The sequence below is a fragment of the Komagataeibacter sp. SM21 genome (assembly GCF_041402665.1).
GTDB lineage: Bacteria > Pseudomonadota > Alphaproteobacteria > Acetobacterales > Acetobacteraceae > Komagataeibacter > Komagataeibacter saccharivorans.
Window position 1 is genome coordinate 16162 of record NZ_JBGLOV010000005.1, and the last position, 16057, is coordinate 32218.

A 16057-nucleotide genomic window follows, 5' to 3' on the forward strand; every position below is an offset into this window, starting at 1 on the left:
CCATGGCATGGCTTATGATCGGGCTGGTCTGGCTGCTGGCCATCGCGGTTGCGGTCGGGGCTGCGGGTTTCGTGCGCCTGTGGCGACGCGGCGCTCCCGCGCGGGTGGACTGGGTCGGTGGCCTGCTGGCGCTGCCCCGGCGGTATCTGGTGGATGTGCACCATGTGGTCGAACGTCGCCCCGGTGCCGGGCGCATGCATGTCCTTGCCGCCGGTGGCCTGCTGGGCAGTCTTGTGCTTGTGATGCTGGCCATGTTGCCACCGCTGGGATCAAGCCGGATTTACTGGGGGCTGGTTCTGGCATGTGCGCTGGCGGGCATGGCCGGGTCGGCGCTGGTGCGGGCGCGGCGGGTGCCGGTGCGGCCGTCCTTCCTGTCCGGCGGTCTGTTCAACTGGCTTGCCCCTGTCCTTGCCGCCATGACCGGGGCGATCGCCGTGCTTGCGGCCTGTCAGGTTGTCCTTGCCTACACGCCCGCGCGGCAGGGGGTAATGGCGTTCGCCACCATGCTGCTGGCGGTGGGTGGTTTCGGCCTGCTGGGCCTGTTCCTGTATGGCCCGATGCGCCATGCCTTCGCGGGTTCCACATGGCTGGTGGCCCATTCCCGTCCCGGCCGGTTCGGTGGCGGGCGCGATACCGCGCTGCAACCGCTCGATCTGACCCGGCCGGTGCTGGGGGCGGTGACGCCGGGCGATTTTGCCTGGAATATGCTGTCCAGCTTTGATGCCTGCATCCAGTGCGGGCGGTGCGAGCAGGCCTGTCCCGCCTTCGCCGCCGGGCAGAGGCTGAACCCCAAGGCGCTGATACAGGGCATGGTCAGCGCCATGCGTGACGATGGCGGCGCGTCCTATACCGGCAGTCCGGCCCCCAACGCCCCACCCGTGGCAGGGAATGGTGGCATGGACCATCCGGTTGTCGGAACGGACGCCATGATACACCCCGACACGTTATGGGCATGCACGACCTGCCGTGCCTGTGTCGAGGAATGCCCGATGATGATCGAACATGTCGATACGGTCATCGCCCTGCGGCGCGGTCAGACCCTTATGCATGGCGATGTCCGCCCCGGCGCGGCACAGGTGTTGCGGCGCATGCGTGACAGCGCCGAACCGGGTGGCCGCCCCCTGTCCGAACGTGCGGACATGCTGGCGATGGATATTCCCGTCCTGAAGGAAGGGGAGGAAACCGACATCCTGCTCTGGCTGGGGGAAGGGGCGTATGACCGGCGGTATGCCCGCACCCTGCAGGCACTGGTCCGGTTGATGCAGCAGGCGGGCCTGCGCTTTGCGATACTGGGTGAAGCCGAGAGCGATTGCGGCGATCTGGCCCGCAGGCTGGGCGATGAAGCGACATTCCAGATGCTGGCGGCGGACGTCATCACGACGCTGGGGCGGCGTAAATTCAGCACCATCGTCACCGCCGATCCGCATTGCTATAATATGCTGCGTAACGAATATCCGGCGCTTGGGGGCATATGGCGCGTCCGGCATCATACGGCCCTGCTGGATGATCTGGTCACACAGGGCAGGCTGGTGCTGGCGGCGCGCGACCTGCCGCCGGTCGCATGGCATGATCCATGTTATCTGGCGCGCTACAATGGGGAAACACAGGCCCCGCGCCGCCTGCTGCAGGCCGCCTGCACCCGGACCGTGGAAATGGAACGCCATGGCATGCAGGCCATGTGCTGCGGTGGTGGTGGGGGTAATCCGGTCAGCGATGTTGACGCGCAGGTGCGTATACCCGACCTGCGCATGGGGCAGGCGCGTGATGCGGGGGCGCGTATCGTTGCCGTTGGCTGTCCCGGCTGCACCGCCATGCTGGAAGGTGTGACGGGCGACCGGCCGGACGTGCGCGATATAGCCGAACTGGTTCTTGACGCCGTGGTGCGGGCATGACCCGGCTGCGGCCTGATCCCCGGGCATTGCGCCTGCGCCGGATGACGGCGGGGCAGGCCGGGCGCGTGCGCCTTGTCCCGGCAGCACTTGCAGACAGGGCTGGGCAGGTCTCGCCGTCCGGTCGCCTGCGTCGGGACCCTCGCGCGGAACGTCAGCGCCTGCTGGTGCCCGGTCTGGCCCGTGCGCGCCTTGTTCGTGACGGGCGGGCAGGCATGGGTGGCAACGCCACCCCCGTTCAGGAAGCACGTAGTCAGGTCATCCGCATTGATGACCCGCAATGTCTGGTCATGGTGGTGCCTGACCTGCCCGATGGCCGCCCTGGCCGTCTTGACCGGCAGGTGATGGGCGCGGCCCGCCTGTTGGCTGATGCGTGGAAGGGGGCTGTTGTCCTGTGCTGTCCTGCCAGTCTGGACAGTGCAGCCTATACTGATTTTGCTCAGGCAGGCGCGGACCGGGTGCTGCCGTTGCCGCTGGACCCCACCGACCCCGAACGCAGCGTCGCGGCAATCGGTGACGCAGTGGCCCGGTTTACGCCCCGGACGGTGCTGTTTGGCGAAAGCACCGATGGCGGCGACATGGCCCGGCGCGTGGCGGTTGCGACCGGACGCAGTTTCATGGGTGATGTGGAGGTTCTCAATCCCCGCAACGCCATCCGTCCCGCCATGGCCCGCCGGTCGGAACAGGTTGCATCCACCCTGCCGGGCATCATGGCCCTGTCGCCCGATCGGGTGGCGCCCTATGGCGGGAATGCGCACGAAGCCCGCGTGACGGGGATGGATGGTGATGACCGTCAGTCCCCGGTCCATGGCGGGGGGCGCATACGTGTCGCCCCGCCCCAGCCGGGCGATCCGGCGACGATGGCGCTGGCGGAAGCGCCCTTTGTTGTCTCCGCCGGGAATGGCGTAACGGATTTCGACATGTTCCGGCAGATGGTGAGCGCGCTGCATGCCTCCCCCGGTGGCAGTCGCATGGTCTGTGATGCAGGGCTCCTGCCACGGGAGATGCAGGTGGGCGCATCGGGCACGGTGCTGGATGCCATATGCTATGTCGCCATGGGCATATCCGGCGCGCCGCAGCACCTGCAGGGGCTGGGACGGGTCGAGCATGTCGTGGCGGTGAATACGGACCTGCACGCGGCCATGGTTGAACGCGCGGGGCTGGCGATCATCGCGGATGCCCAGCTTGTCATGCCAGCCCTGCTGGACGTGTTGCGCAACGGGACGGAAGAATAGGATGCGCACGATCATACTGCTGTCAGCGGGATACGATACGGTATCGGGCAGGCCCGCACCCGTTGCGGGGGAAATCGGCGCGATTGGCATGGCGCTGGCGTTAGGTGGCGAAGTGCTGGGCGTGCATGTCGGTCCTGCTGGCCCCACGATGCGTGAATATGCAGGCTACGGGCTGGAACGCATTGTCGCCCTTGGGGCAGGGCAGGCGGGAGTGGTGGAAGCCCTTGCGGCCTATATCCGTTCCGGCGCAGCGTTTGACGGCGCGCCGGTCGATCTTGTGCTGACCGGGCGACGCGGTTCGGGCGGCGAGGATAGCGGGCTGTTTCCCTACGCGCTGGCGCATGCGCTGGACTGGCCCATCATGCGCGATATCGTTGCCATTCAGGCGACACAGGGCGTGGTCGAGGTTGAACAGGCCCTGCCACGCGGGGTGCGGCGCAGGGCGCATGTAAAAGGTCCGTGCGTGTTGGGCGTGCATGAAATGGCGCCCTTCACCCCTGCATTTTCCTTCGCCGCCATGCGGCGGGGCGAGGTGCTGACATATGGCGAGACAGCCGACAGCTCCCCTGCCGACATGGCAGGGGCAGACATGCAGATCCGGCCCTACCGCGCCCGGCCACGCCTGATACAGGCTCAGGCATCGGGCACGGGGGGACGGGTCATGATTGATCCCACGCCGCAGGCAGCGGCGCAGGCGATCAGGGACCATCTGGTCATGCTGGGTGTCCTGCAAACCGATAGGTAGGCAGGTCGTGGCATGAATTTTTCATAAAAGACCGGGAGTTTAAGGTTATGGACGTAAGGGCAGCCGTTGCATTTGAAGCGGGCAAACCGCTGGAAATCGAGACCGTACAGCTTGAAGGCCCGCGCGAGGGCGAGGTTCTGGTGGAAATCAAGGCCACCGGGCTGTGCCATACGGACAAGTTCACCCTGTCCGGCGCGGACCCCGAAGGGCTGTTCCCGGCCATTCTGGGCCATGAGGGCGCAGGCGTGGTGGTGGAAGTTGGCGCGGGCGTGAAGCACCTGCGGCCCGGCGATCATGTCATCCCGCTCTACACCCCGGAATGCCGGGAGTGTAAGTCGTGCCTGTCGCGTAAGACCAACCTGTGCACGGCCATCCGCAGCACGCAGGGCAAGGGCCTGATGCCCGATGGCACGTCGCGCTTTTCGTTCAGGGGGCAGCCGATCCATCACTACATGGGCTGCTCGACCTTTGCGAACTACACGGTCCTGCCGGAAATCGCGCTGGCCAAAATCCGTCCCGACGCGCCGTTCGACAAGGTCTGCTACATCGGCTGCGGCGTCACCACGGGTATTGGCGCGGTGCTGTTCACGGCCAAGGTGGAAGCCGGTGCGTCCGTTGTGGTGTTCGGGCTGGGTGGTATCGGCCTCAACGTGATCCAGGGTGCGAAGATGGTCGGTGCTGACAGGATCATCGGCGTGGACATCAACCCCGCACGCGAAGCGATGGCGCGCAAGTTCGGCATGACCGATTTCGTCAACCCGAACGATCTGGGGCCGGATGGCGATATCGTGGGCCATCTGGTGGAACTGACCGGTGGCGGGGCGGACTACTCGTTCGAATGTGTGGGTAATCCGACCCTCATGCGGCAGGCGCTGGAATGCGCGCATCGGGGCTGGGGCGTGTCCACCATCATCGGTGTTGCGGGTGCGGGGCAGGAAATCAGCACGCGCCCCTTCCAGCTCGTGACCGGACGGCGGTGGATCGGATCGGCCTTCGGTGGCGCGCGCGGGCGTACGGACGTGCCCAGGATCGTTGACTGGTATATGGAAAACCGCATCAACATCGACGACCTGATTACCCACACCCTGCCACTGGAGCGCATCAACGAAGGCTTCGACATGATGGCCCGTGGCGAGAGCATCCGTACCGTCGTGGAGTTCTGAGCCGTGATGGAAACCGGCCAACGGCTGCTTGACCTGCTGGCCGAACTCGACATCCAGCCCGAAATCCTGTCCCATCCGCCGGTGCGCACCGTTGAGGACGCGGAGGCCTACTGGGGGGATATACGTGGCCAGCACACCAAGAACCTGTTCCTGAAGGATGCAAAGGGGGCGATGTTCCTGCTGACGGTCCCGGCGGACAGGAAGGTTGATCTCAAGAAGCTGCCGCAACTGCTGGACTGCAAGCGGCTGTCCTTTGGCAGTGCGGAGCGGATGATGGAAAGGCTGCAGACCATACCGGGGTCACTCGGCCCGCTCAGCATGATTGCGGATACGGATCATCAGGTGCGTTTCGCCATTGATGCCGCACTTCTGCAGGGTGATTACATCACCATGCACCCGATGGATAATACGCAGACATTTTCCATCAGTCCTGATGACCTGCGTAAATTTCTCCACGCCCTCGGGGTGGAACCGCTGGTCGTCACCTTTACCGATGCGGAGACGGTCTGACCGTCTCCCCTGTAACATGGCGCAGGCTGTCCACATGGATGGTCCGGAAAGGGGGACAGGACCATCCTGTCCCCCTGTGTGCATCTGGCGTGGATGCGCATGGCCACACGCCGGACAGATTATATTTAATGCCGTAATGAAATAAATTTCTGTCGCATAAGGAAAAGTCCGGGGCGATACTGTCTCATACTCTCATGAATACGCCATCGGGGTAATCGGTCGGTCATTGCCGTGCGGCCAAGCTGTGCAGGGGTAAGCATGATGCGTTTTCAGTCCGATAGTGCCAGGCCAACCCCACGTCTGCGGGTCGGCATCATACTGGCCGAAAATTTCACGCTTTCCGCTTTTTCGCTGTTTGTCGATTACCTGCGTCTTGCAGGGGACAAGGACGATAACAGCCGTCCCATCCTGTGTAACTGGACGATCATGAACAGTCGCCCCGATCCGGTGCGTTCAAGCTGCGACATCCCGATCAGCCGCCATAGCGAGTTCCGCGATCCTTCCGAATTCGACTGTATCGCGGTTGTCGGCGGCCTGCTGCATGGCAGGCGGCAGGTGGATGACAGCACGCTGCAGTACCTGCGCCGCGCCGCCAGCGCGGGTGTCACGCTGATCGGGCTATGCACCGGCGTTTTTGTCCTGTGCCGTGCGCGAGTGATGGAAGGCCGTGCATGCTGCCTGAGCTGGTATCACCGGCAGGACTTCATGGAGGAGTTTCCCGAACATGAAGTCGTCAGTGACCGGATGTACCTGGTCGAAGGCGATCGCATTACCTGTTCGGGCGGCGGCGGGACCGCGGACATGGTGCTGTACCTGATCGAACAGTATCTGGGCCGTCAGGTCGCCAAGAAGGCAAGTCATATCCTGCTTCTGGACCGTCCGACGCGAAGCAATGCGCCATTACTGCAACCCTATCCCCCCATTATTGATGAAATAAATCATATTACTGATTCCCGTATCCGTCGCGCGGTGCTGGAAATGGAACAGAATATGAATGAACCGGTTTCGATCAGTCGGCTGGCATCCTATCTGGGCATATCCTCGCGCCAGCTTGAACGCCTGTTCCAGACGACGCTGGGCATGAAACCGACGGATTTCTACCGCCTGATCCGCCTGCGTTACGCGCGCTCCCTGCTGCAGCAGGGGGAACTGTCGGTCACGGAAATCGCGGTCGAGACGGGGTTTTCAGACTGTGCGCATTTTTCCCGGCATTTCAAGTCCATGTTCGGCCAGAGCCCGAGCGAGGTCAGGGGCGCGAAGCGTCTGGTGCCCGACGGTGGCATATCCTTCATGCCCGAACGTTCGCTGACGGAACGTGTCGGCGTGCGTCTGTTTGAGGAGTTGTAACGGGTGTCTCCATCACAGGAAACGACTGCGTGGGTCCTGATTGTCACCTGCGACAGTGTTCCCGGCATTGTTGCTGCATTTTCCCGCACGCTGTTTGAAACCGGCGGCAATATCATTGAAATGAATCAGTACAATGACGTTGCCAATGGCCAGTTTTTCATGCGCATCTATTTCACCCATCCCGGTGGGATGCCCGATGATGGACTGCATGCTGAACTGGCGGCGGTTGCGGGTCGTTTCAGGGCCATGTGGTCGCTGCGTAATACGGCGGTACGGCAGAAAGTGCTGATCATGGTCTCCCGCTTCGATCACTGTCTGGCGGACCTGCTTTATCGCTGGCGTATTGGCGAACTGCATATGGACCCCGTCGCCATCGTATCGAACCACCCGGTCGAGGCCTGCGGGCAGGTGGATATGGGCACCATCCCCTTCCATCATCTGTCGATTACGCCACAGACCAAGGCCATGCAGGAAGACTGCCTGCGCGAACTGATCGGGCAGACCGGCGCGGAACTGGTCGTTCTTGCACGGTATATGCAGATACTGTCTGATGAGCTTTCGCGTGAACTTGCGGGGCGCTGCATCAATATCCATCATTCTTTCCTGCCCGGCTTCAAGGGCGCGCGGCCCTATCATCAGGCGCATCGGCGGGGGGTAAAGCTGATTGGCGCGACCGCTCATTACGTTACGGCCGATCTGGATGAAGGGCCGATCATCGAACAGTCCGTGGAACGCATCAGCCATTCGGATACGGCGGAAGACCTGATCCGCAAGGGGCGTGATATCGAAAGCCGCGCCCTGTCGCGTGCCGTGCATTACCATCTGGACGGGCGGGTCATCATGCACGGCATGCGCACGGTGGTATTTGGCGATTAGGGGCGCGGATCAAACACGTTTCCTTGTCAAAACATTTGTCCTGACATACAGATTGACCGCCGCAGGCGCATCCGTGCGGCAGATCAGCGGGGACAGGGCATGACCGGATCGCAGGCCGCCGAAATGAAAGCCGGACGCACGCTGGCAGGCCGCATGCTGGTGCAGGGCAGGGCGCAGGCCCCGCTGCTTTATGCCGATGTGGGGTTGAGTTTCTGGGGTGCGGTCGATCCCTTCACGGGGATGGTGGTTGACAGTCACCACCCGTTAAGGGGGGCCTGTCTTGCGGGCAGGATACTGGCCATTCCCAAGGGGCGGGGGTCATGCACCGGCAGCAGCGTCATGCTGGAACTGATACTGAACGGGCATGCGCCAGCGGGCCTGATACTGGCGGAACCTGACGAAATTCTGGTGTTGGGTGTGGTTGTGGCCAATTTCATGTTTGGCCGCTCCCTGCCTGTGATCAGCGTCGGTCACGATGCCTTTGCCACTCTTGAACATGCGCGGTCCGCCTGTATGGCGGATGGTTGCGTCATGCTGGGTGAAGATGTCCGTATTGCCGATCCGAAACCGGCACAACGGCAGGCCGGGCATACGGTTTCCTTAAGCGCATATGACCGTAGCGTGCTGGATGGCGCGCATGGGAAAGCCGCGCAGGCCGCCATGAATATCGTGCTGGAAATGGCAGCGCTACAGAACGCGGACAGGCTGATTGACATCGGGCAGGCGCATATAGATGGCTGTATCTACACTGGCCCCGCAAGCCTGCGTTTTGCACGGCAGTTTGTAGAATGGGGTGCGAAGGTCCGGGTCCCGACCACGCTCAATTCCATTTCCGTCGATCAGCGGCACTGGCGTGCGCAGGGCGTCGATCCTTCATTGGGCGACCCGGCGGCAGCACTGGGTAATGCGTATGTGGAAATGGGTGCGCAGCCCAGCTTTACCTGCGCGCCCTATCTGCTGGATGGCGCGCCGGTGCGTGGTGAACAGATTGTATGGGCGGAATCCAATGCCGTCGCGTTCGCCAATAGTGTGCTGGGCGCGCGCACGCTGAAATATCCGGATTATCTGGACCTGTGCGTTGCACTGACGGGGCGCGCGCCTTTTGTCGGTACGCATTGCGATAGCGGACGGCACGGGACCGTACATATTGCGGTGCAGCCGCCCGATAATGCCGATGAATCCTTCTTCGCGCTGCTAGGCTATCATATTGGCCTGTTGAGCAGCACCGAAATCCCGGTGGTAAGCGGGTTGCAGGACATGGCGCCGGATCGGGACGCGCTCAAGGCCTTCAGCGCGGCGTTCGCCACGACTTCCGCCGCGCCGATGTTTCATATCGTTGGTGTTACACCCGAAGCCCCCACAGCGCAGGCCGCCCTTGGCCATAAACCGGCGCGGCGTAAATATGGGGTGCGGCCGGGCGATCTGGTCCGGTCGTGGCAGGAACTCGACAGTGCCGCGGAAACGGCCATACAGCTTGTATCGCTTGGTAATCCGCATCTCTCCCTTGAGGAGTGCGGGCATCTGGCTGCCCTGTGCAACGACAGGGTCAGGCATGACGGGACCGAATTCATTCTGACCATGGGACGCGAGATCCATGACCGGGCCAGCGCGGCCGGTTACATCAAGGTACTGGAAGCATTCGGCGCGCAGATCATAACCGATACATGCTGGTGCATGATCGGGGAGCCGGTCATTCCCCGCAACGCCCGGACATTGATGACCAATTCCGGTAAATATGCCCATTACGCGCCGGGTCTGGTCGGCAGGCAGGTGCGTTTCGGCAGTCTGGCCGCCTGTGTTGATGCGGCTGAGACCGGAACAGCCCTGAAGAAACTGCCCGTATGGCTGATGCCGCCCGGATGATACATGGCGTAAAGATACTGATATGGTGACGTTTTCGTCTTTTTGCTTTCGGGCGTCGTCAAAAGAAAGTTTTTGGTGAAGCTTTTTTCAAAAAGCTTCGGAAGCTGTCACCCCAGAATTTTCCGCCGACATCTGGCGTCTCCATGCGTTTATCCCATCAGGCGGGCAGGGCGTGCGCCCGGCCGGCCGGGTTGCGCGGCGGCCCCTTTTTGTACGATGCTGCCTGCCTGAACGGATATGGGAAAACGAGATGCGCATTGATCTGACAGGTCGTAAGGCCATTGTAACAGGTTCGACAGGCGGTATCGGACTGGCCATTGCAAAGGGGCTTGCCGCCAGCGGGGCACAGGTCGTGGTGAATGGGCGGCGGCCCGAAGCGGTTGAACGGGCCGTGGCTGCGCTGTCCGGCCTTGGTTCTGGCGGTGCGGTCGGCTTTACGGAAGATCTGGGCACGGCTGCCGGGTGTGCGGCACTGGTCAAGGCCCATCCGGATTGCGATATCCTGATCAACAATCTGGGGATATTCGAGCCCAAGGATTTTTTCGACACCCCCGATGAAGACTGGAGCCGGTTTTTCGAGGTCAACGTCATGTCCGGGGTGCGGCTCTCGCGTGCCTACCTGCCAGGCATGAAGGCGCGGGGCTGGGGGCGTGTCGTGTTCATATCGTCGGAATCCGCGTTCAATATCCCGGTGGAGATGATCCATTACGGCTTCAGCAAGACAGCACAGGTTTCCGTCGCGCGCGGTCTGGCCGAACGGATGGCCGGAACCGGGGTTACGGTGAATTCCGTGTTGCCGGGGCCGACCCTGTCCGAAGGACTGGCGGAGATGCTCAGGCCCGAGCAGGAAAAAACCGGCAAACCGCTGGAAGAAGTGGCAGCAGAATTCGTCATGGCGCATCGGCCCAGTTCGATCATCCGCCGTGCCGCCACGGTGGAGGAAGTGGCGAATATGGTGGTCTATCTTTCGTCCCCACAGGCATCGGCCACGACCGGGGCATCCGTGCGCGTGGATGGGGGCGTGCTGAGCACGATCTGAACGGCGTGAAACGGGCCGGGACGGCAGGGAATGGTACACAGCCGTGCATCCGTTCCCCGGCTGCGTTAGGCCCTGCCAGACCGGTATGGCAGGAAGGGGAACGACAATGAAAACGGCACTGGTCATCCTTAACCGCCCGCAGGATGTGATCGGCCTTCTGGCTGCCGGGCTGTCGGTTCTTCGTGCTGTTGGGGGCATGATGATGAGTGTTCTGGCCGCGCGTGAACCGCCCGAGGACACCATCGTGCCGACCGAGGAAATGCTGACCGACACGGATCGCGCCCGTATCCGTGCGCAGCAGCGTGAATGGGCCGACGGGCTGCATGACCGCTATCACGACTGGCTGGCAAAGTGCCGCGCGGATGGTACGCTGGGGGAGATGGAAACCAACTGGCTCGATCCCGAAATATCGGTTGAGCGGATGATCCGTGCCTATGCCAGTGAGACCGACCTGATCGTAATCGGTTTTCCCCAGTCGCATGACAGTGACCAGAAACGCCGCGCCGTGCGGGCCGCGATATTTGATTCCGCCCGGCCCGTGCTGTTCATCCCGCCTGGCTGGGATGGCCCCGTGGGGCGTAATGTCCTGCTGGCATGGAAGGATACGGCCTCCTGCCGCAGGACATTCCTTTCAGTGCGGCCTATCCTTGATGCGGCGCGGGATGTGGAAATCGTGGGTGATGGCGCGGGGGCCGCCGTGGATAAACTGCTGCCGGGGCTACAGGTCACGCCTGTCATGGCGGATGATGGCGGTGCCCCGGTGGAATTCGCCGCAGCCCTCCTGCGGCTGTGTCGTGACAACGGACGCGATATGCTGGTTATGGGGGGATACGCGCATGGCAGGCTTTATAACCACATTATTGGAAGCGTTACGCAGATCATGCTCGAAAGTCCCGAAATCCCGATTTTCCTGCAGCACTGATCGGGTCATGTGGAACCGTATTAAACAAGAGAATGTTCATGGATTTCGATAGATTGCCCGCAACCCTGTGGATTGCGGCGGGCGGTGCGCTGGGCACGGTCGGGCGCTACTGGGTCGGTATCTGGATGGCGCGATGGAGCCAGAGCCTGCCATGGGGCACAATCGCGATCAATGTGACCGGATCTTTCGCCATCGCGTTTTTCGCCACGCTGACAACAGCGGCGGGGCGCTACCCGGTATCGGATGTGGGACGCCTGTTCTTCATGGTTGGCATCTGTGGCGGGTATACTACGTTTTCATCATTCACGTTACAGACGCTTGACCTGCTGCGTGGTGGTGCGCCGGGTCGTGCCCTGCTGAATATCGGCATTTCCGTGGTTTTAGGCATGCTTGCGGTATCAGCGGGTTATCTGGTCGCCGAACGCCTTAACCAGACAACCGTATAGGAGTGCCGCGCATGCTCTGGACACCTGACGAGGCCGAAAAGCATACGCACAAAGCTACGACCCCGGTCCTGCGCAATCTGTGGGCGAAGGTCGCCAATGAATGTCTGGACCGTACAGGTGATGAAGGCCGCGCGATCCGCGAGGCAAACGCCGTCGTCGCCCGTCATGCACAGGCGGATGACTGATTACGGAACGACATCTGCAAACGGAAGCCCGTTACTGTCCGGGCTTCCATCCGCATCTTACTGTCATACGAAAAATATCAGCGCGGTTGAAATCGCGAATGCCGTTGCCAGCAGGGCGGGGCCGATGATGTCCCATCTGTCAAGACGTCCGGCCTGTGAAGTGCCAGTATTACGCTGGCGGCGCGAATACATCCACATTGCAAGGCTCCTGTAGCCATATTCCCGGTTGGGTCGTGTGTGTCAGCAATGACTGTACGGATCGGGCTTCATATGAAGATCAGCGACAGCCATAATGCCAGTGTCAACAGAAGAACCCCAATGCCCAGTATGGTCATGATATTGGGATTTGAGCGGTATCCAGTTCCCATAACCATGGCAACCTCCAGTTCGGCAGGAAGATCCTTCCGATACCACGCCATATGGGTGGGCGCAGGGTGGCCGGAAAGGGGCTGCTACCGCGTGAAGGCCCAAAAAGAAGCACGCCCGATCACAAAACAGGCATCACCTACTGGTCCTGTTACCGCCCGGTTTCCGTGGCAGGTTGCTGAACGAAGCAGGGCAGGAAACCGGTTTGGGCAGGGCGTCAGGTCGCCGCCTGCGTATCGCCGGGACGGGTCAGGCGTTGCCGTTCCGCCGGGGTGATGACATCAGCCAGCATATGGCTGTCCAGCACGGCCATGAAGGAGCCCATCGCCTGTCCCAGCACGCCGCGCAGGCGGCACGCATCGGCCAGAATGCAGGGTGCGTCCTTGCCCGGTTCCATCTGCATGCAACTGACCAGCGCCATGTCGTCCTCGGTAAAGCGTACGACATCCCCGATCCTTATGGTGGATGCCGGGCGGGCAAGACGCAGCCCGCCGCCACGCCCGCGCACGGTTTCGATGAAACCGCCAAGGCCAAGCCGGTGGATGATCTTCATCAGGTGATTTTCCGAAATACCGTAGGTTGTCGCGATTTCACGGATGGATGAAAGCCGTTCGGTATGGACGGCCAGATACATCAATGTTCTCAGCGCATAGTCGGTATGTAGGGTCAGTCGCATGCTTAAAGATATACAGACTTGACATCTTTTTTCCAGCGGACTTTAAAGATGCACGAAACATACATCTTAGGAGTCAGAGATGGCCGCTCCCCTGGACGACAAGACCCGCGCGATCATCACGGCCTGCGTGCCGGCACTGGAAGGTCACGGGCTGGCAATCACGACCGAAATGTACCGGCGCCTTCTGGCCAACCCGGCCATTCGTGACCTGTTCAACATTTCCCACCAGAAGGATGGGGAGCAGCCCCGCGCGCTTGCGCTGGCGGTTCTGGCCTATGCGCGGCATATCAATGATCCGGGCGTACTGGGCGCGATGGTCGAACGCATTGCTGAAAAGCATGTCGGCCTGAATATCCTGCCCGAACATTACCCGTATGTGGCCGAGGCCCTGCTGGGGGCGATCGGGCATGTTCTGGGCGATGCCGCCACGCCGGAAATTCTGGATGCGTGGGGCAAGGCCTACTGGTTCCTCGCCGATATCCTGATCGGGCGTGAAAAGGAGATTTATGAGGCGCATGAGGCAGCGCCCGGCGGCTGGATCGGCTGGCGGCCCTTCCGCGTCGCCCGTCGCGTGCGTGAAAGCGAGACTGTTACGTCCTTTGAACTTGTCCCCACCGATGGCCAGCCTGTCATGCGTCATCAGCCCGGTCAGTATCTCAGCTTCCGCCTTGACGTGCCGGGGCATGGATCGCAGCGGCGCAATTACAGCATTTCCTCCGCCCCTGATGACAGCGTCTATCGCATCAGCGTGCGCCGGATCGAAGGCGGTGTCGTATCGGACTGGCTGCATGCCAGCGTGGATGAAGGCACCGAACTTCTGGTTTCGGCCCCGGCGGGTGATTTCGTGCTGGAGCAGGCGCCTGCAATTACCCTGCTGAGTGCGGGTGTGGGTCTTACGCCGCTTATGTCGATGCTGGATACGCTGATGGGGGCAGGCAATGCGCCCGCCCTGCATTATATTCACGCCACCCGCACCCCGCAGACCGAGGCATTCGGCAGCCACGTGCGCACTCTCGCGGCAGGCGGGCGTATCCGTCATGATGTGTTCTACAGCCGTGAAACCCCGGCGGACGACGTGGTGGATGCGGGCACGACGCAGCATGCCGGTCACCTTACCCCCGAGTGGCTGAAGGCGCAGGTCCAGCCCGGCAGTGTCTATTACATCTGTGGTCCCGATGCGTTCATGCGCAGCATGGTCGCCACGCTGAAGGAAGTCGGGGTACCCGAAAAGGCGATCCGGTTTGAATTCTTCGGTTCCGCAGCGGATGCCGAACTGGCGGCGTAAGGGACGCCGCCATCCGTTGCCGCCCCCTGTCGTCAGGCAGGGGGCGTTTTTTTACCAGTGCCCCCTTGGTCCACCCCGGTAGGGGCCGGGTCCGTTGTGGCCGCCACGGTAATAACCATCATGCCAGCCGCGATGGTGATAGCGTGGTCCGTAACAGCCTGCGACGGAGAGCGCCAGAACAAGCGTGGTCAGTATCCTTAGGGTTCTGTTCATCGCAACCTCCTGCGGGATGCAGGTAGGAACGCCACGGGACAGGAAAGGTTTTGCGGGCGGTGGCGGGGTTCAGGTCCGGTCCGGCACGGCGAAGCAGGCCATGGCATGGGCATGCAGCGTTGCGCAGGCCGTACTGGCATCGGCGGGCGCGAAACCGATCAGGCGCGCGCGGTACAGCGTGCCCCCGCTTGCCGGAACCGGCATGACCACGGCGGAAAGCTGACCGCCATTGATGCCAATCATGCGCCGCGTGGTATCCAGTGCGCTGCGGGCCTCGTTACTGGTGGAAAACGCACCCACCTGAACCGCCCAGCTTCCGTGGGCCGCGGCGGTGTAGCTGACCGGCTGGACAAAGGCCGGTCGCGCGGGCAGGCCCGGTTCACCCACGGGCTGCGCGCCATCGGGTATGACAGCATCGCGCGATACCGTATCATCCGCGACCGAGGCGACCTGCCGGGTTTCCGCGCTATCGGCATGCGGGGTGTCCTGATCCATCAGGCACGGCGAAGCGGGGTCATAGGCGGCATCGGCATTGCGCAGGCATCCATCCGCCGTGCGTGACAGGGCAGCGGCCTGCGCTGGCATGACCTGCGCGCCACCACCACCGGCATAGGCGGCATTGGCATTGATGCCATCAGCACTGGCCAGCATGACCGGGGCCGCCATAGGGGCCGACGGGGCAACGCCACCACCCAGATTGGGCGTGATCGCCGCGACGTACTGCACGGTTTCATCGGGCAGTGGCGTGCCGTTCTGCCGCCATGAATCCACGCGCTCCGGCCCGGCGTTGTAGGCGGCCAGAAAATCCGGTGCGCCAAACCGGTCATACATCAGCCGGATATAGGCAGTCCCGGCCATGATGTTGTCGTGGGGTTCGTAAGGGTCGCCGCCCAGCCCGTACTGGGCCTGCATGTCGGCATAGGTTTCGGGCATTAGCTGCATAAGGCCCATCGCCCCGGCATCCGATGTGGTGAGCTGGCCACCCAGATACTCCTTACCGCCGGATTCCTGCTGCATGACGGCGCGTATCCATGAATCCGGCACGCTGAAGCGGGTTGCGGCTTCCTGTATATAAGGGCCCCACGGATCATCAGCCGTGCCCGGCGCGTGGTAGATGCGCTGTCCTGCCGTGGCGAGGGGACCGCGCACCGTCTGCGGTGTTGTGGTACACGCCGCCATGGCCAGCGTTAACGCGACAGACAGCCCGAACCGGCATCGTGCGATGGCATCCGTGCCCACGGCCATGATCTTCTACCTTTGCCCTGTAATATGTCCCCTCATATCAATCCCGGCCCCT

General features: G+C 62.3%; 16 protein-coding genes. 13 read left to right on the forward strand and 3 right to left on the reverse strand.

Features of this window, described 5'->3' with window-relative positions; translation table 11 throughout:
- The first annotated feature begins 2 nt into the window (after positions 1 to 2).
- The 12 genes from ACBR42_RS06650 (at position 3) to ACBR42_RS06705 (ending at position 12220) form a co-directional block, all read left to right on the forward strand.
- Positions 3 to 1892 carry a DUF3483 domain-containing protein gene (locus ACBR42_RS06650; RefSeq protein WP_371207540.1) on the forward strand — a complete coding sequence of 630 codons (1890 nt, stop codon included), beginning with the start codon at positions 3 to 5 and terminating at the stop codon, positions 1890 to 1892.
- Entirely contained in the window at positions 1889 to 3124 is a 1236-nt protein-coding gene (locus tag ACBR42_RS06655; RefSeq protein WP_371207541.1) for an electron transfer flavoprotein subunit alpha/FixB family protein, read from the forward strand. Before ACBR42_RS06650 ends, ACBR42_RS06655 begins: the two co-directional genes overlap by 4 nt.
- A gap of 1 nt (position 3125) precedes the next feature.
- Complete coding sequence (locus tag ACBR42_RS06660; protein ID WP_371207542.1) at positions 3126 to 3869, forward strand: electron transfer flavoprotein subunit beta; 744 nt, start codon at positions 3126 to 3128, stop codon at positions 3867 to 3869.
- Positions 3870 to 3916: 47 nt separating this feature from the next.
- Positions 3917 to 5032 carry an S-(hydroxymethyl)glutathione dehydrogenase/class III alcohol dehydrogenase gene (locus ACBR42_RS06665; protein ID WP_102323930.1) on the forward strand — a complete coding sequence of 372 codons (1116 nt, stop codon included), beginning with the start codon at positions 3917 to 3919 and terminating at the stop codon, positions 5030 to 5032.
- 6 nt (positions 5033 to 5038) lie between these two features.
- The gene (locus tag ACBR42_RS06670) at positions 5039 to 5542 is read left to right on the forward strand and encodes a prolyl-tRNA synthetase associated domain-containing protein (protein ID WP_110547902.1); all 504 of its coding nucleotides are present in this window, start codon (positions 5039 to 5041) and stop codon (positions 5540 to 5542) included.
- A gap of 258 nt (positions 5543 to 5800) precedes the next feature.
- Positions 5801 to 6889 (forward strand): GlxA family transcriptional regulator, encoded by a 1089-nt coding sequence (locus ACBR42_RS06675; RefSeq protein WP_102323928.1) that lies wholly within the window; start codon positions 5801 to 5803, stop codon positions 6887 to 6889.
- Between the two features lie 3 nt (positions 6890 to 6892).
- Complete coding sequence (purU, locus tag ACBR42_RS06680; RefSeq protein WP_371207543.1) at positions 6893 to 7765, forward strand: formyltetrahydrofolate deformylase; 873 nt, start codon at positions 6893 to 6895, stop codon at positions 7763 to 7765.
- A 99-nt stretch (positions 7766 to 7864) separates the two neighbouring features.
- Positions 7865 to 9628, forward strand: a complete 1764-nt coding sequence (locus tag ACBR42_RS06685) for an aconitase X (RefSeq protein ID WP_371207544.1) — start codon at positions 7865 to 7867, stop codon at positions 9626 to 9628.
- A 250-nt stretch (positions 9629 to 9878) separates the two neighbouring features.
- Complete coding sequence (locus tag ACBR42_RS06690) at positions 9879 to 10667, forward strand: SDR family NAD(P)-dependent oxidoreductase (protein WP_102323926.1); 789 nt, start codon at positions 9879 to 9881, stop codon at positions 10665 to 10667.
- 106 nt (positions 10668 to 10773) lie between these two features.
- Positions 10774 to 11589 (forward strand): universal stress protein, encoded by an 816-nt coding sequence (locus ACBR42_RS06695; RefSeq protein ID WP_371207545.1) that lies wholly within the window; start codon positions 10774 to 10776, stop codon positions 11587 to 11589.
- Between the two features lie 38 nt (positions 11590 to 11627).
- Entirely contained in the window at positions 11628 to 12035 is a 408-nt protein-coding gene (gene crcB / locus ACBR42_RS06700) for a fluoride efflux transporter CrcB (RefSeq protein WP_102324258.1), read from the forward strand.
- Between the two features lie 11 nt (positions 12036 to 12046).
- Entirely contained in the window at positions 12047 to 12220 is a 174-nt protein-coding gene (locus ACBR42_RS06705) for a hypothetical protein (protein ID WP_371207546.1), read from the forward strand.
- 583 nt (positions 12221 to 12803) lie between these two features.
- Here ACBR42_RS06705 and ACBR42_RS06710 read toward each other — a convergent pair.
- On the reverse strand, positions 12804 to 13262 hold the full coding sequence (locus tag ACBR42_RS06710) for an Rrf2 family transcriptional regulator (protein ID WP_371207547.1): 459 nt from the start codon (positions 13260 to 13262) through the stop codon (positions 12804 to 12806).
- Positions 13263 to 13341: 79 nt separating this feature from the next.
- Here ACBR42_RS06710 and hmpA point away from each other — a divergent pair, with 79 nt between their 5' ends.
- Complete coding sequence (gene hmpA / locus ACBR42_RS06715; protein ID WP_371207548.1) at positions 13342 to 14547, forward strand: NO-inducible flavohemoprotein; 1206 nt, start codon at positions 13342 to 13344, stop codon at positions 14545 to 14547.
- A 51-nt stretch (positions 14548 to 14598) separates the two neighbouring features.
- On the opposite strand, the gene ACBR42_RS06720 is transcribed toward hmpA, so the two are convergent.
- Entirely contained in the window at positions 14599 to 14760 is a 162-nt protein-coding gene (locus ACBR42_RS06720) for a hypothetical protein (protein WP_162900494.1), read from the reverse strand.
- Positions 14761 to 14829: 69 nt separating this feature from the next.
- Positions 14830 to 16005, reverse strand: coding sequence for a transglycosylase SLT domain-containing protein (locus ACBR42_RS06725; protein WP_371207549.1), 1176 nt, complete (start codon positions 16003 to 16005; stop codon positions 14830 to 14832).
- Positions 16006 to 16057: the final 52 nt, after the last annotated feature.

Coding starts and splice junctions, on each gene's coding strand:
- ACBR42_RS06650 (WP_371207540.1), top strand. CDS start 3: ATGGCATGGCTTATGATCGGGCTGGTCTGGCTGCTGGCCATCGCGGTT.
- ACBR42_RS06655 (WP_371207541.1), top strand. CDS start 1,889: ATGACCCGGCTGCGGCCTGATCCCCGGGCATTGCGCCTGCGCCGGATG.
- ACBR42_RS06660 (WP_371207542.1), top strand. CDS start 3,126: ATGCGCACGATCATACTGCTGTCAGCGGGATACGATACGGTATCGGGC.
- ACBR42_RS06665 (WP_102323930.1), top strand. CDS start 3,917: ATGGACGTAAGGGCAGCCGTTGCATTTGAAGCGGGCAAACCGCTGGAA.
- ACBR42_RS06670 (WP_110547902.1), top strand. CDS start 5,039: ATGGAAACCGGCCAACGGCTGCTTGACCTGCTGGCCGAACTCGACATC.
- ACBR42_RS06675 (WP_102323928.1), top strand. CDS start 5,801: ATGATGCGTTTTCAGTCCGATAGTGCCAGGCCAACCCCACGTCTGCGG.
- ACBR42_RS06685 (WP_371207544.1), top strand. CDS start 7,865: ATGACCGGATCGCAGGCCGCCGAAATGAAAGCCGGACGCACGCTGGCA.
- ACBR42_RS06690 (WP_102323926.1), top strand. CDS start 9,879: ATGCGCATTGATCTGACAGGTCGTAAGGCCATTGTAACAGGTTCGACA.
- ACBR42_RS06695 (WP_371207545.1), top strand. CDS start 10,774: ATGAAAACGGCACTGGTCATCCTTAACCGCCCGCAGGATGTGATCGGC.
- crcB (WP_102324258.1), top strand. CDS start 11,628: ATGGATTTCGATAGATTGCCCGCAACCCTGTGGATTGCGGCGGGCGGT.
- ACBR42_RS06705 (WP_371207546.1), top strand. CDS start 12,047: ATGCTCTGGACACCTGACGAGGCCGAAAAGCATACGCACAAAGCTACG.
- ACBR42_RS06710 (WP_371207547.1), bottom strand. CDS start 13,262: ATGCGACTGACCCTACATACCGACTATGCGCTGAGAACATTGATGTAT.
- hmpA (WP_371207548.1), top strand. CDS start 13,342: ATGGCCGCTCCCCTGGACGACAAGACCCGCGCGATCATCACGGCCTGC.
- ACBR42_RS06720 (WP_162900494.1), bottom strand. CDS start 14,760: ATGAACAGAACCCTAAGGATACTGACCACGCTTGTTCTGGCGCTCTCC.
- ACBR42_RS06725 (WP_371207549.1), bottom strand. CDS start 16,005: ATGGCCGTGGGCACGGATGCCATCGCACGATGCCGGTTCGGGCTGTCT.